This is a genomic window from Paraburkholderia agricolaris (assembly GCF_009455635.1).
Classification (GTDB): domain Bacteria; phylum Pseudomonadota; class Gammaproteobacteria; order Burkholderiales; family Burkholderiaceae; genus Paraburkholderia; species Paraburkholderia agricolaris.
Genome location: NZ_QPER01000001.1, coordinates 3294119 through 3307618 on the forward strand (window position 1 = coordinate 3294119; position 13500 = coordinate 3307618).

At 61.9% G+C, this 13500-nt stretch carries 12 protein-coding genes; 5 read left to right on the forward strand and 7 right to left on the reverse strand.

The annotated features are described in order from the left end of the window. Positions 1 to 48: 48 nt before the first annotated feature. The gene (locus GH665_RS14455; protein WP_153138472.1) at positions 49 to 852 is read left to right on the forward strand and encodes a helix-turn-helix transcriptional regulator; all 804 of its coding nucleotides are present in this window, start codon (positions 49 to 51) and stop codon (positions 850 to 852) included. 16 nt (positions 853 to 868) lie between these two features. On the opposite strand, the gene GH665_RS14460 is transcribed toward GH665_RS14455, so the two are convergent. From GH665_RS14460 to GH665_RS14475, 4 genes are all read right to left on the reverse strand, one after another. Further along, positions 869 to 1144, reverse strand: coding sequence for a hypothetical protein (locus GH665_RS14460; RefSeq protein ID WP_153136432.1), 276 nt, complete (start codon positions 1142 to 1144; stop codon positions 869 to 871). Between the two features lie 86 nt (positions 1145 to 1230). Then, positions 1231 to 1539 (reverse strand): hypothetical protein, encoded by a 309-nt coding sequence (locus tag GH665_RS14465; protein ID WP_153136433.1) that lies wholly within the window; start codon positions 1537 to 1539, stop codon positions 1231 to 1233. A gap of 137 nt (positions 1540 to 1676) precedes the next feature. Further along, complete coding sequence (locus GH665_RS14470; RefSeq protein ID WP_153136434.1) at positions 1677 to 2453, reverse strand: maleate cis-trans isomerase family protein; 777 nt, start codon at positions 2451 to 2453, stop codon at positions 1677 to 1679. Next, a complete protein-coding gene (locus tag GH665_RS14475) occupies positions 2450 to 3694 on the reverse strand; it encodes a D-amino acid dehydrogenase (protein WP_153136435.1) in 1245 nt (414 codons plus the stop codon). Before GH665_RS14475 ends, GH665_RS14470 begins: the two co-directional genes overlap by 4 nt. Positions 3695 to 4032: 338 nt before the next feature. Between GH665_RS14475 and GH665_RS14480 the strand changes: the two genes are divergently transcribed. From GH665_RS14480 to GH665_RS14495, 4 genes are read left to right on the forward strand one after another with little or no spacing between them, the layout of a single operon-like run. Further along, a complete protein-coding gene (locus tag GH665_RS14480; protein ID WP_246216214.1) occupies positions 4033 to 5166 on the forward strand; it encodes a branched-chain amino acid ABC transporter substrate-binding protein in 1134 nt (377 codons plus the stop codon). A gap of 25 nt (positions 5167 to 5191) precedes the next feature. Then, the gene (locus tag GH665_RS14485) at positions 5192 to 6091 is read left to right on the forward strand and encodes a branched-chain amino acid ABC transporter permease (protein ID WP_028200580.1); all 900 of its coding nucleotides are present in this window, start codon (positions 5192 to 5194) and stop codon (positions 6089 to 6091) included. A 3-nt stretch (positions 6092 to 6094) separates the two neighbouring features. Continuing rightward, positions 6095 to 7897 carry a branched-chain amino acid ABC transporter ATP-binding protein/permease gene (locus tag GH665_RS14490; protein ID WP_153136437.1) on the forward strand — a complete coding sequence of 601 codons (1803 nt, stop codon included), beginning with the start codon at positions 6095 to 6097 and terminating at the stop codon, positions 7895 to 7897. Beyond that, the gene (locus GH665_RS14495) at positions 7885 to 8616 is read left to right on the forward strand and encodes an ABC transporter ATP-binding protein (RefSeq protein WP_153136438.1); all 732 of its coding nucleotides are present in this window, start codon (positions 7885 to 7887) and stop codon (positions 8614 to 8616) included. Before GH665_RS14490 ends, GH665_RS14495 begins: the two co-directional genes overlap by 13 nt. Before the next feature lie 41 nt (positions 8617 to 8657). Here GH665_RS14495 and GH665_RS14500 read toward each other — a convergent pair whose 3' ends face one another. Genes GH665_RS14500 through GH665_RS14510 form a run of 3 tightly spaced genes read right to left on the reverse strand, consistent with a single transcriptional unit; the run spans position 8658 to position 13395 of the window. Further along, entirely contained in the window at positions 8658 to 9566 is a 909-nt protein-coding gene (locus GH665_RS14500) for a peptidylprolyl isomerase (RefSeq protein WP_246216215.1), read from the reverse strand. Further along, on the reverse strand, positions 9554 to 11365 hold the full coding sequence (locus tag GH665_RS14505) for a ShlB/FhaC/HecB family hemolysin secretion/activation protein (protein WP_246216216.1): 1812 nt from the start codon (positions 11363 to 11365) through the stop codon (positions 9554 to 9556). The genes GH665_RS14500 and GH665_RS14505 overlap by 13 nt, the downstream gene beginning before the upstream one ends. Continuing rightward, entirely contained in the window at positions 11365 to 13395 is a 2031-nt protein-coding gene (locus tag GH665_RS14510; RefSeq protein ID WP_246216296.1) for a two-partner secretion domain-containing protein, read from the reverse strand. The genes GH665_RS14505 and GH665_RS14510 overlap by 1 nt, the downstream gene beginning before the upstream one ends. Positions 13396 to 13500 lie beyond the last annotated feature (105 nt).

Genomic DNA, 13500 nt, shown 5'->3' on the forward strand with positions numbered 1-13500 from the left:
TACGTAACGCTATTACCGCTTAGGGTTACGCCAATTAGGTGGAGACGCATGGATCGACTGTTCACGGAAGTAGCAATGCATCAGGCCCTGGCGCGTGTGATCGACCAGTTGGGTGGGTCCCGGTTCTGGCGGAATCTGATTCTTCTGCTGAACGAAATGGTGCCGTTTGACAATGCGCTGGCGGTGCTCGTCGGTCAGGATGGGGTGCCCGGCGTGTTGGAAGAGTTCGATGCCGGAGGTACGGACAAGCCGTCGCCGGTGCCGCTTTACCTGAACGGACTGTATCTACTGGATCCCTTTCTGCAGGCCGCACATGACGGGTTAGCCGACGGGCTCTATCGGCTTGAAGAGGTGGCGCCGGATCTGTTCCGGCAAAGCGAATACTTCCTGAGTTACTTCCGCGATGCGGTTGGGGTGGATGAACTGCAACTGATTCTCAAAGTTGCGCCTGCGGGCGGCGTGGTGTCGTTGTCGCTGGGAGCGAAGGCGCGATTCGATGTGGAGACGCTTGGGCGGCTTTCCGTTTGCGCGCCCTGGCTGATCGCGACGATACGCCAGCATGTGGCGCGTCTCGCCACCGAACCCGGCAAGAGCGTGGAGAGCGGCGATCTATCCGGACGGGTCGAGCGCGCGTTAGCCGGGTTTGGGGCGGAGTTGCTGTCGGAGCGGGAAATGGCGATTGCGCGCCTGGTGTTGCGCGGCAACTCTTCCAAAGCGATTGCCGAACGGCTGGCTATTTCACCGGAGACAGTGAAGGTACACCGGCGGAATCTTTATAACAAGCTCGGCATTTCGACGCAGCCGGAACTATTTTCGTTGTTTATTCAGGCGTTGGGGCATGAGGCGGCGTAGTGTGTCCGGGTGTGCTTCAGGTCGCTTGAGATCCACGCTTCAATGCACCCTCGTGAATCCCATCAACACGCCGCTTGCCTTCAACATACCCGGCTTCACGAGCCGCTTCTTCACTGGGAAAAGTGGCGACCAGCTCTTCAAAACGAAAGCTCTGCCCAGCGATGTGGGCATGGGCGCCGTGCTGACAGATGTACGCCGAGTAATGCCACAAGGTGTCTGGCGCCGGCGGCCCGTACGCCAGCATCGGAAGAACCCAGACCTCATATCCGTTGTGCTCGATCTTGTCCCACATGACACTCTCCATCCGGAATCTGAAGGAAGCTTATTCAGGTGCCGCGGCATGAAAGTCGAATGTCCACGACCCTGCCGGTTGCTTCGTTAAACGTGCGGAAGATCGTCGATGGACTTTTCGACACTGCCGTCAGGCTCCTCCGTGTCGATTCCATCAGGGCCGTTGGTGTGCGGGACGATCTTTATTTTCGGCCCCAGAAATCTCACGCCGCCGAGGGTAAAGAGTGACCAGCCTACGTCCCCCGCGCGGATCGCTTTAACCACCTCCGCCACCTCGACGATCGCAGTTGGAGACAGGCAGTCATGTGTCCTCTGGTCGATGAGCGACCAGCGCACGTGCGTGACACGATCAGTTGCAGGGTTAATGCGCACGCCGTCAATAGCAAACGCAGCCATATCAACCTCCATCATTCCGACCAGGGAATCCTCGTATTATGCCCCGCTTCATTCCCGCTTTTTTCCAGGCTCTCCGACCCGTTGCGGGGCGGGATCATCTGCGTCGGGTGCAAATCGCTGTGAACGAGATTCGACCATCACAGCGCGAACAAACGACCCAATTGAGGTTCGCAATCCTCCACGCCTGCGAGGCGCAACGCATGCCACGCCATCGCGAAGTTGCTCGATATCACGGGCTTGCCGATCCTTGCCTCGAGTTCTGGAATGAGCCCGGCAATCCGCAGACTCGTGCAGGACACGAAAACAGCGTCCACGTCGGCGCTCTGTGCGAGATGCCCGACGGCGGCTTCTAAAGACGCGGCGTCGATTCGCGCCACTTCGTTGTCGTTCGCATGCTCGAACGAGGCCATACGCGTGACGCCGACACCGCGCGCTTCGATGTAGTCGCGCATCGTGTTGTTGATCGGACGCACATAGGGTGTCAACAATGCGACGCGCTGCGTGCCGAGCGCACGCAACGCCGCGAGCGCGGCGGTGATCGGCGTGGTGCACGCGACGCCGGGACGCGCTTCGTGGATGCGCTCGAACACCTTCTCCTCGCCGATCACCATCGATGCCGACGTGCAGCCAAACGCCACGACATCGATCCGCTCGCCAGGTCGAATCAGCGCCACCGCCGCCGCAATACGGGATTCCATTTCCATCAGCCGTTCAGGCGTGATTTCCGCCGAGTTGTACACGCGGCTTTCGTAGAACGCCACGCCATCCTGCGTCAGCAGCTTGCGCCATTCGTGCTCGATCGTATGGTCGGTCGCGAGCACCACGAGACCAATGGCGGCACGCCGGCAGATGCCGTCGTCCAGCACGAAATCGAGTTTTGCATAAGCGTCGTCGTGCGGTGCATTCATGCTCATTTCAGTGTCATCCCTGTCATGTCGATCTCGGGTTGGCGACCAGCCATGACGTCGGCCAGCAGTTTCGCGGTGCCGCACGACATGGTCCATCCCATGTGCCCGTGCCCGGTGTTCAGGTACAGGTTCCTGTGACGCGTGCGGCCGATCAAGGGCGTCCCCTCCGGCGTCATCGGCCGCAAACCGGCCCAGTAGGACGGGTTGTCATAGTCGGCGCCATCGGGAAACAGTTCGCGTGCTGCCTGCAGCATGGTCGTGAAGTCTGCGGGTGTATGGCGGGTGTCATAACCGGCGAATTCCGCGGTTGCGGTAAAACGCAGCCGCTCGCCAAAACGCGCCCACGCCACGAGGTTGTTCTCATCGACACCGCCAAGGTCCGGCGGACGGTGACCCGGTCGAACCGGGAAGGTGGCCGAGTAGCCCTTTACCGGATACACCGGTAGCCGATAGCCGAGGCGACGCGCAACAATCGGCGACCAGGAACCGAGCGCCAGCACGAACTCGTCACCCCCCACGAGTCCTCCTGGCGTACGCACGCCGATTATCTGGTCGCCCGAAGCCTCGATTGCGCTGATCGGCGTGTCGAATTCGAAACGCACACCAAGGCGTTCGCACGCCGCTTTCAACGCGCGAGTAAAAAGGTGCGCGTCGCCGCTTTCGTCGGTGGGGCAATAGATCGCCCCGGCAATCCTGTCACGCGCCGCGCTCAGCGCCGGTTCCCGTGCGACAACCTGGGCTGCATCGAGCGTGCGGAGCGGCAGGCCGTTGTCCTTGAGGATCGACATGTTCCGCGTGCCGCGCGCGAGGGACGCTTCGTCGCGATAGAGATACAACAGGCCACGGCTAAGGCGGTCGTATTGCAGATGCTCGGCGGCCGTCAACTGTTGCAGTTGCGTCTGTGCGTAGCGGCAAAGCGCGACCTTGCGCGTCGTGTTCCGGCGCGAGCGTTCCGCGGTGCAGTTTCGCAGGAACTGGAGGCACCAGATCCACATGTGCGGGTCTGCGTTGAGCTTGAGCCGTAGCGCCTGCCCGTCGACGAAGAGCGACTTCAGCAGGATTTTCGGTGCACGGGGGGACGCCCATGTATAGGAGTGGCCCGGCGCGACCAACCCGGCGTTGGCGAAACTGGTCTCGAGCGCAACGCCCGGCCGGCGGTCGATCACCGTCACCTCGCGCCCCTCTTTCGCGAGGTACCAGGCCGCCGTGACGCCTGCGATCCCGCCACCCAGAATGACGCTTTTCATGCACGACTCCCATTCCGATCGTTCAAATATAGTGCCGCGCACGCGTTGGATGGAGGTTTATACGCGGATACCCTAGCCCGCCCATTCGGCAGCGAGACCTATCATGAAAGGAGCACTTTCGTAACGGCGCCGCGATAAGCCTGACGGCCAGTCCATCGGGCTGGCGGATCACGCATGGCATGCGAACGCACGTTTTCGTCCGTTTTCTGATGTCACCGGTCTATCCGTGTGGCGGATCGCTTCGATCCCTTTCACGATAAGGAGTCACTAACATGATTGCTCAGAAGAATGGCACGGCCGATGCAGTGAGCGTTTTGCGGCGCACAACAATCGCGACCATGGCCGCGCTCGCCGTGCTCGCCGGCACCGTCCCCGGTTCGGCGCGCAGCCAGGGCGCGACGATCAAGATCGGCGTGCCAGTGCCGCTGTCGGGCAGTAGCGCCAACGCGGGCCAGGACATCGTCAACGGCGCCAAACTCGCCGCCGCCAAAATCAACGCGGCCGGCGGCGTGCTCGGCAAGCAGATCGAACTGGTGCCGGAAGACGACGCCTGCGATGCACAGACAGCGGTACAGGCAGCGCAGAAACTCGTCGATGCGGGCGTCGTGGCGGTGGCTGGCGGCTACTGCTCCAGCGCGGCGCTGCCGGAGTTGACAACCTTTCACCGAGCCGGCATTCCTTACGTAATGGACGCGTCGACCAATCCCAAGCTGACCGAGATGGGCTACGACAACGTGTTCCGCACGATCGGCCGTGATGACGAGCAAGGCCCGTTTGCCGCCAACTTCATGAAGAACTTCCTGCACGCAAAACGGGCGGCGGTCATCAACGACAACACGACTTATTCCAAGGGTCTCGCCGATAACACGGTGGACGCCCTGAAGAAGGACGGCGTCGATGTGGTCTACGACGACGCGATCACGCCCGGCCAGATGGACTATTCGCCGACGCTGACCCACGTTGCGGCACTGAAGCCGGACGTCATCTATTACACCGGCTATTTCGCCGAAGCGGGCCTGCTGGTGAAGGAAGCGCGGCAACTAGGCATGAAAATGACGCTGATGGGCGGCGACGCCACCAACGACCCCACGCTGATGAAAACAGCCGGCCCCGCCGCCGACGACATGCTCATCACCACGGCGCCGCTGGCGCAATTCCTGAGCGCCGCGCACGGCTACGTCGACGACTATACGAAGGCTTACGGGCAAGGCCCCGGCCCCTATTCCGTCTACGAATACGATGCCGTCGGAGTCACGGCAAAAGCGATCGCGAACGCAAAATCGACGACGCCCGCGGCGATCACTGCTGCCCTGCACAAAATCTCGGGCTATCAAGGCGTGACGGGAGCCATCAGCTTCAATGCCAAAGGTGATCGCAGCAACGCGGTGTATATCGTCATCACCGTGCGCGGCGGCAATTTCACGCCGTATCAGCGGCTCGATTCCGGCGGACACTGGGTGGCGATGAAGTAGGCCCTGGCGCGCACCGGGCCACGCCATGAGCACCTTTTTCCAGTTCGTCATCGAAGGGCTGACGACGGGCTCTTTCTATGCCCTCGTCGCCCTCGGCTACACGATGGTCTACGGGATTATCAGGCTGATCAACTTCGCTCACGGCGACCTGTTCATGGTCGGTGCGTTCGTCGGCTGGACCGCTTTGACGGCACTCGCCGCGGTGCACCTGCCGCTTGCTCTCGCGCTGCTGATTGCGCTCGTTGCTTCGATGGCCGTCACCGGCGCCCTGGGTCTTGCCATCGAGCGCCTCGCATATCAGCCGCTGTTGCGCGCGCCGCGGTTGTCGATCCTGATCACCGCGCTCGGCGTTTCGCTCGCGCTGGAGAACGGCGTGCTGCTGCTCTACGGGGCCGGTTTCGACACCTACCCGCATGTGCTCAGCCAGGCAGGACTCGACCTGCTCGGCGTGCGAGTCAGCTTCACGCAGATCGGCATCATCGTGGCGAGCCTCGCGCTGATGCTGGCGCTTTACTTCTTCGTCCATCACACCTTCCTCGGCACGGCCATGCGCGCGCTGGCGATCGATCAGGACGCGGCACGTCTGATGGGCGTCAATGTCGAGCGGCTGATCCAACTGACCTTTCTGCTTGGTTCGGTATTGGCCGCCGTCGCCGGCGTCATGGAAGGGCTCTACTACACGCAGATCAATTTCTTCATGGGCTTCGTGCTGGGCTTGCGTGCATTCACCGCCGCCGTTCTCGGCGGCATCGGCAACATTCCGGGCGCGATGGCCGGCGGTATTCTGATCGGCCTGCTCGAAGCATTCGGCGCCGGCTATGTTTCGTCGCAGTGGACCGATGTGCTGGTGTTCGGTGTACTGATCGGTGTGCTCGTGATCAAGCCGACGGGCTTGTTCGGCGAACGCGTCGTCGAGAGAATGTAGGCCATGGGCGCGACGTCAGCCTCAGCGCGTTGGCGCCGCCCCGCGGCAGGCGGCGCTCTGCTGCTCGCCGCCGTGGCGTTGCCGGCAGTCGCCAGCAGCTATATCGTCGACGTCGGCCTGACGATCGCCACCTATTCGATCCTCGGGCTCGGGCTGAATATTGTTGTCGGATATGCGGGGCTGCTGGATCTGGGCTATGCGGCCTTCTTCGCCATCGGTGCGTACACGACGGCGCTGCTGGAAACACTGCTGCACTTCTCGTTCTGGGAAACGCTGCCGTTCAGCCTCGCGTTTGCCGGTGTTTCCGGCATCGTCATCGGCTACCCCACTTTGCGCCTGCGCAGCGACTACCTGGCGATCGTCACGCTTGGGTTCGGCGAGATCACGCGCATCGTTGCCACCAATCTGCGGATTACGGGCGGCCCGAACGGTATCTACGGTATCGATAGTCCCAGCCTGTTCGGCTACGAAATCAGTTCGCCCCGCGCGGTGTACGAACTGGGCATTGCGTTCTTCCTGATAGTGCTCGTGTTCGCGATCCGGCTCGGCCAGTCACGGCTCGGGCGCGCCTGGACCAGCATCCGCGAGGACGAGGCGGCGGCCGAAGCCGTGGGCGTACCGACGCTGCGCGTCAAACTGCTTGCTTACGTGATGGGCGCGTTGATCGGCGGTTTTGGCGGCAGCCTGTTTGCTGCGCGCTTCGGGACGATCGACCCGACCGGCTTCACCTATCTGCAGTCCGTCACGATCCTCATCATTGTGGTGCTGGGCGGCCGAGGCAGTATTCCTGGCGTGATACTCGGCGCCATCATTGTTGCCGGGCTGCCCGAGGTGCTGCGTTTCCTCAACCTGTGGCGCATTTTCGGCTTCGCGATCGGGCTGGTGATTCTGATGCTGCTCCGCCCGCAAGGCCTGTGGCCCGCGCCGCTGCGCCGCGTGGCGCCGCCACGCGAAGGCGACAGCGTAGCAAAGCCCGCGCACCGGGAGATCGTCGCCGATGACATCCTGCTCGATGTGCGCGACATGCAGCGCCGCTTTGGCGGGGTGCGGGCGGTCGGCGGCGTCAGCTTCACGGTGCGCGGCGGCGAGATTCTCAGCCTGATCGGCCCGAACGGCGCCGGCAAGACCACGGTGTTCAATTGCCTCACCGGCGTGACCCGTCTGAGCGGCGGCCAGGTTCTCTGGCGCGGCGCCTCGCTGGCTGGCGGAGCACCGCATCGCATCGTTCATCGCGGCATGGCGCGCACTTTCCAGGGCATCCGTCTGTTCGCCAATATGACTGCGTTCGAAAACGTGCTGATCGGCATGGACCATCGGCTCCACACCTCGTTAATCGCCGAATTGCTTGCGCTCCCCTCCGCCCGCTCCGAAGCGGCCGATCACGCGGCAGAGGGCCTCGGCTGGCTCAGCTTCGTCGGCCTCTGTGCCCGGGCAGGCGAACGCGCGGCCGATCTGCCTTATGGCGACCAACGCCGGCTGGAGATTGCTCGCGCGCTCGCCAGCAACCCGTATCTCCTGCTATTGGACGAACCGGCTGCCGGGATGAATCCGACCGAGAAGCATGCGCTGATGGAATTGATCCGGCGTATCCGGGACCTTGGCGTGACGGTGTTGCTGATTGAACACGACATGATGCTGGTGATGGGCGTGTCGGACCGGATCATCGTCATGGATCATGGCGTCATCATCGCCGAAGGTTCGCCGGGCGAGATCCAGGCCGACCCGCGTGTGATCGATGCCTATCTCGGTACAGCAGAAGAAACGGCCGACGATGCCGCCGGGGAGAAATCGCTGTGGGACTCCTAGAAATCCGCGATCTGCATGTGAGCTATGGGAACGTCGAAGTTCTGCACGGCATATCGCTCGATGTCGCCGAAGGTGAGATCGTGGCCTTGCTGGGCAGCAACGGCGCTGGCAAGACCACGACGCTGCGCAGCATTTCCGGCCTGCTTCGCCCGCGTGCGGGACAGATCGCGATGGCCGGAGAGCCGCTCACCGGACTGCGGGCCCACCAGATCGTGGCGCGAGGTCTCGGCCATGTGCCGGAAGGGCGCCGCATGTTCGGAGCGTTGACGGTCGAGGAAAATCTGCGGCTCGGCGGTTATCTGATCCGGGCCGACGGCGCGTTGCTGGAACAGCGCATGGCCGAGGTCTATCAAACTTTCTCGCGGCTCGGCGAACGGCGCAGCCAGTTGGCGGGGACGCTTAGCGGCGGCGAACAGCAGATGCTGGCCATCGCTCGCGCGCTGATGCTGCGACCTCGCGTCGTTCTGCTGGACGAGCCGTCCATGGGATTGGCGCCGAAGCTGGTCCGGGTGATCTTCGGCATGATTGCGAATATCTGCAACGAAGGCACCTCGATTCTTCTGGTCGAGCAGAATGCGCGTCAGGCCCTGCGTATCGCGCATCGGGCCTACGTGCTGGAAAGCGGCCGCATCGCACTAGCCGGCCCCGCCAGGGAACTGGCGCAGGATAGCCGGGTTCGCGCCGCGTATCTGGGTGGGAGTGCTATCGCGACGGAGTGATGCTGGGGCGGCTGGATGGCGTGTCGGACCGGGGCAGGTACTTATTGCTGGATGCGTGCATCTTTCAGCAGTCCTGCCACCAGATTTGCGGCCGCTTTTTCCAGCGCCACCGCCTGCAATTGCTGACGGATCGCCGCCTTTGCCTGATCGAACGCAGGGATCTCCGTCGGCCGCTTTGCATCCAGCTTGATAAGCACGCGTGCATTATCGACAACGATCGGCACAGGCGTAACGCCGCCGGGAGGCAGTTGCACCAACGCCTGTGCTATCGGCAACGGCATACCCTGTGTCTGTCCGTCCACAAGTGGCATTCTGAGGCTGACCCAAGCCAACTCGCCTCCGGCTGACTTGCTCGGCGCAATGCTGTACTCCCTGGCGAGCTGGTCGAATGCCACGCCGGATTTCAGCTTTCCAAGCACGAGAGCGGCCGCTGCATCGTCCGCGACCAGAATGATGCGAGGCTTGTATTCGTCCTTGCCGAGCGACGCAACGATCCGATCGTACTGAGCTTTTACCTGCAAATCTGTTACCGGCTCAGCGCGGACGTTTTCTTTCAGGAAGAGCGCCGTTTCGGTGTTCGCCTTCGCCGCGTCCATCGCCTGCTTCACCTCGAGCTTCGTCCCATAGTGCTGTTTCTCAGCCTCCTGCCGGAACAACTCAAGCGCTATCAGTTGTGATGTCAGCGTCTTGCGCAGTTGCGGAGTATCGGGCTGGCGCGACAGGAGCACGGCTTCGTCCAGCTTCGCCTGCGGGATCGCCACGTTATTGACGATCGCCACCGTGCCAGTCGGCATCGGCATCGGCATCGGGGTCTGGGTTGCAGTCGTCGCGGAATCAGCGATCGCTTGAGCCGAAACCGTTGCTGATGTCACGAGGCAAAAGCCGAACACTGCACGAATCACCGTCCGCGACGTAAAAGAGAAGTTTCGTTTCATGCCTAGTAATTCCAATTGAGTGTTGCAAGGACAAGTGTGGCTTTCGGCCCAAGCGCCGCCGGCTGTGTGAGCGCCCGCCCGACCAGCGCTTCGGCCGATAGCATCTGCCGATGCCATAACCACTGCGCGCGCAGCCCGGCGCCAGCACCAGCCAGTGTCGGAAACCCTGGGAGCGCAATGAGGCTCGCTTTTCCTGCATCGACAAAGATGTACGGCTCGATCCGCCCGTCGTGCCATGCGGGCGCATTCACCCATGCGATCTCGTTGCGCGAATACAAACCCCGGTCGCCTGATATCTCACCAGAGCGGAAACCGCGAACCGTATCCATGCCACCAAGATATAGCTGCTCGGAACCATACAGCGCGACATTCGTGAACTGACCGCTCAGAACGCCGCGATAAGCGAACATGGCGCGGCCTGCCTTCGGAAGTGGCACGGTGAACGATGCCGTCGCGTCGAGTTTGGTGAACTGGCTATGGGCGTCGTCACGGCCTATTCCATGCGCGTCATGATCCGCTTCTAACCAGGGCAATCCCTGCGAGACACCGGCGTCGAACGTGACATTGCCAGGAGCGTCGTTCAGCACGAATTTGCGTAACCAGTTACCTCCGACGCGAAGTACCGCAATATGCTGCGGGTTCAACTCGATGTCGTTGATTTCGCGGTCGGTGCGTCGCCATGACAACGTCGCATCGATGTTTGCAATGCCGGACTGGGTGCGATCCAGCGTGTAGTTCCAACCGAGAATATGACTCAGCGTGCGCCCGTACATCAGCGCGCTCGTTCCAACTAACTGCTGGTATTCCGAATCGGAGAACGTATAGCTGAATGTGTGACGGCCATACGGCATCGCGAACGAACCGACGAACGCATTGCTGTCCTCGCTGTCGAGGAAATTCAGACTGATCGACTCCTGCAAACCGATCAGGTTGTCCGCTTCCACACCCGCCCGGTAGCGGGTTATTCCAGTCGCGGCACTGCCGTAATTGTCGACACCTAGCGTGTAGTAAAGGCGGTCGCCGGGCCGGTTGTTGATCGCGACAATGGAATCCCCCGGCGATTGGCCAGGCAGAATCTGGATTTCGGCCTGATTGCGCCGCAGCCGGTTGATCTGGGACACCCCCTGATCGATGTCGCCAAGGTTGAGCGCATCGCCAGGCGCCGCCGGGAATGCCCACTCCGATCCCGCGTCTGTCAGGAGTCCACCACCGGCCGACTGTTCGTCCTTTTTAAGCCGCTGGCCCAACGGCTTGCCGTTCAATGTATAGCCCGCGATGCGGCCTGCCTGAACTCTGATTTTCAGCACTCCCGACTCGAGATTCTGCGGACCCAGAAACGCACGCGTTGTGATATAGCCGGACGACACGAACGCGTCAGTCAATCGCTTGAGCAGCACGTTCAGGCGATGCGACCCGAGCGCGTGCCCGACGAACGGCGCCACGATTGCGTCGATGCGCTTTTGCGCAAGCACCGTATTACCGTCCACAGTGATACGGTTGATCGCGAAGGCGGGGCCCGTCTCGACGATCTGATCGACCGGAGTGTCGGGAGGAACGTCGAGCGAACCCTGCGAAGCCGGTTCCGGCAGTGCGATGGATGCGGGCGGCTGATTCAGTTGCCGCTGTGTCGCCTGTTCGCGCTGCTGGTCGATGATCAACTGGGCGGGGTCCTGAATCGGACGTGCTAACGGCAGAGGTTGAGCGGGCGGCGGTGGCGTCTGCGCGTGGACGGCGACGCTATGCACGAAGACGAGTGCAACTGCGCGCACTATCCCCGCGCACTTCAGGCGCGGGCTGGTCGATACGAACTGCATCAATGCCACCACCACGTCGTCATGCCGAGATGCTGACCGATCTGGACAGGTGTCGTCGCGGGCGCGCGGACTGTCTTTATGCCACCGCTTGCCGAGACGCCGTTGCTACCCGTGATATAACCGCCATCGATAACGGCGCTGCCGACTAACGAAACCGAGCCGTTGGCCGTGAAGCCTCCGCCAACATCGCTCGCGATAATCTGCGCCCAGGTGCTGCCGAAAAATGCCTTGAAACCGCGGTCCTGATTGATCGCTGAGTAACCGGTTACGCCTTGTGCGTATGTCACCGGCGCCGACACGTTGAGGTTGCCGGCTGCAAAAACGTTACCCCCGATGTTACGCGCGACGGTCCCCGCGGAAATTGCAATGTCCGCACCGGACTGGATGGTGCCGCCATTAGGCATCACATTGCTCGATGCGCTCGCATGACAGAATATCCAGCAACTACGCGAATAGCTGGCCTGTCCCGAGAACACCGCGGCGTTGGTAAAGGCCTGCTGCGCAGTTATCGATATGTTGCCCTTATCCGACTGGATCAAGCCGCCTGTGTTGGTGACATTCTTCCCCGAAATCGAGACTGCTCCACCGGTCGACGCGATGTAGGCCAATTGGGCCGGTTGCGCGACGCTGCCGTAGTCGACGTTGAAGCCGCTGGTGTTATGCGTGAAGAACACGAAGCTGCCACCCGTATGCGAGTACGCGACCGGCTGACCGCTGTTCGTGCCGTCGGTGTGATCGATGATGTTCGAAACGTCGCCTTGCGCGGTCACGGTCGTTTTGTCGTTCGCGAGGATGCGGGCGTTCTCGTTGGTGATGTTGCCTTGCGCGCTTAGCGACGTTTGCCCATTCGCCGCGAAGACGACGCCCAGATTCGCTGTGCTCGAACGATTCAGAATGTTGCCTGTGGCGCTCAAGGTCACGTCGCCGCCGACCGCTGCGCCGCTCGCGTCGATCGCGCCGGCCTGGATCAGGCTGCCGGTGCTGGAGATGTCGCCGGTACTGGTCAGCTTGACCGCGCCGTTTTGCGCGCTGAGCGTCGAGGCGCCAGTGGCATCGTCGACTAACGTGATGCCGCTCGCACTGAGCGTCGCGCCGTTTGCGGCGGACATCTGCGCGCCCTGCAACGAGAACGCACCGGGCGTGGCGACCTGGATATTGTTTTCGGCCTTGATCGATCCATCGATTACGCCGATGTCGCCGAGCGACGACACGACGACGTCCCCCGCGCTTGCGTAGATCGCGCCGAGATTGCGAACGCCCGCGCCTTTGTCCGTGACGATGAGTTGGACACGGCCTCCGGTCAGCCCGCCGAGTGCGGTGATATCGACGGCCAATGCCGGGTTCGTCGTGCCGGGCGACGTCGTGCTGACTAGCCAGTCGTGGTTGTTGTCGCTGGGGGATAGGCTCGTGTCGTAGGTATTCGTGCTGTCGCCGATGATCGCTCGCACGCCGCCAGTAGAGGTCGTGAAATCGTTCTTCACCGGACCATTCACCGAGAGCTGTTTGGCGATCAGGTCGAGATTGACGAGTGTGCCGCTCAGGCCGCCGGGACCGATTGCAATCGCGCCACGGTTGGTGGTCAGCACAACATTGCGTTGGGTCACGCCGGGTGCCGGCACGAGATCGTTGAAACTCACCTGACCCGTCGAGAGCACGACGTGGCCCGTGTTGACGAAGCTGCCGCCGTCGATCGTGATGCCGTTCGGATTGGCGAGGATTACGTTCGCGCGCGGGCCCAGTACGTTGATGTCGCCCTGGATTAGCGAGGGATTCGTGCTGGTTACCTGATTAACGATCGTGCGTGCGTTGATGCCGACGTTGTTCAGATCGGCTCCGGCCTTCGATACGTTGAATGAGCCGTAAGTGTTGTTCGAGACGCCGCCGATTGTGGGGGCCAAGTTGACCGTTTGGCGACCAGTTGGAGACGTGGTGACGGTCGTGGCCGTGCCGCCGTCGGGGACGATGCCGGTCGCGTGAGCCGCGGACGTTGCGATGGCGAAGGTCGCGTCAACGGCGATAACGAACAGCAAGCGTGATAAACGCTTTGTTCCTCGAATACTAGTGTTCAAGTACTTCCCCGATTTTTGATTTTTATGTCCACTGAGCGGATCTTTTCGTCGCTCTATGGCGCTGCA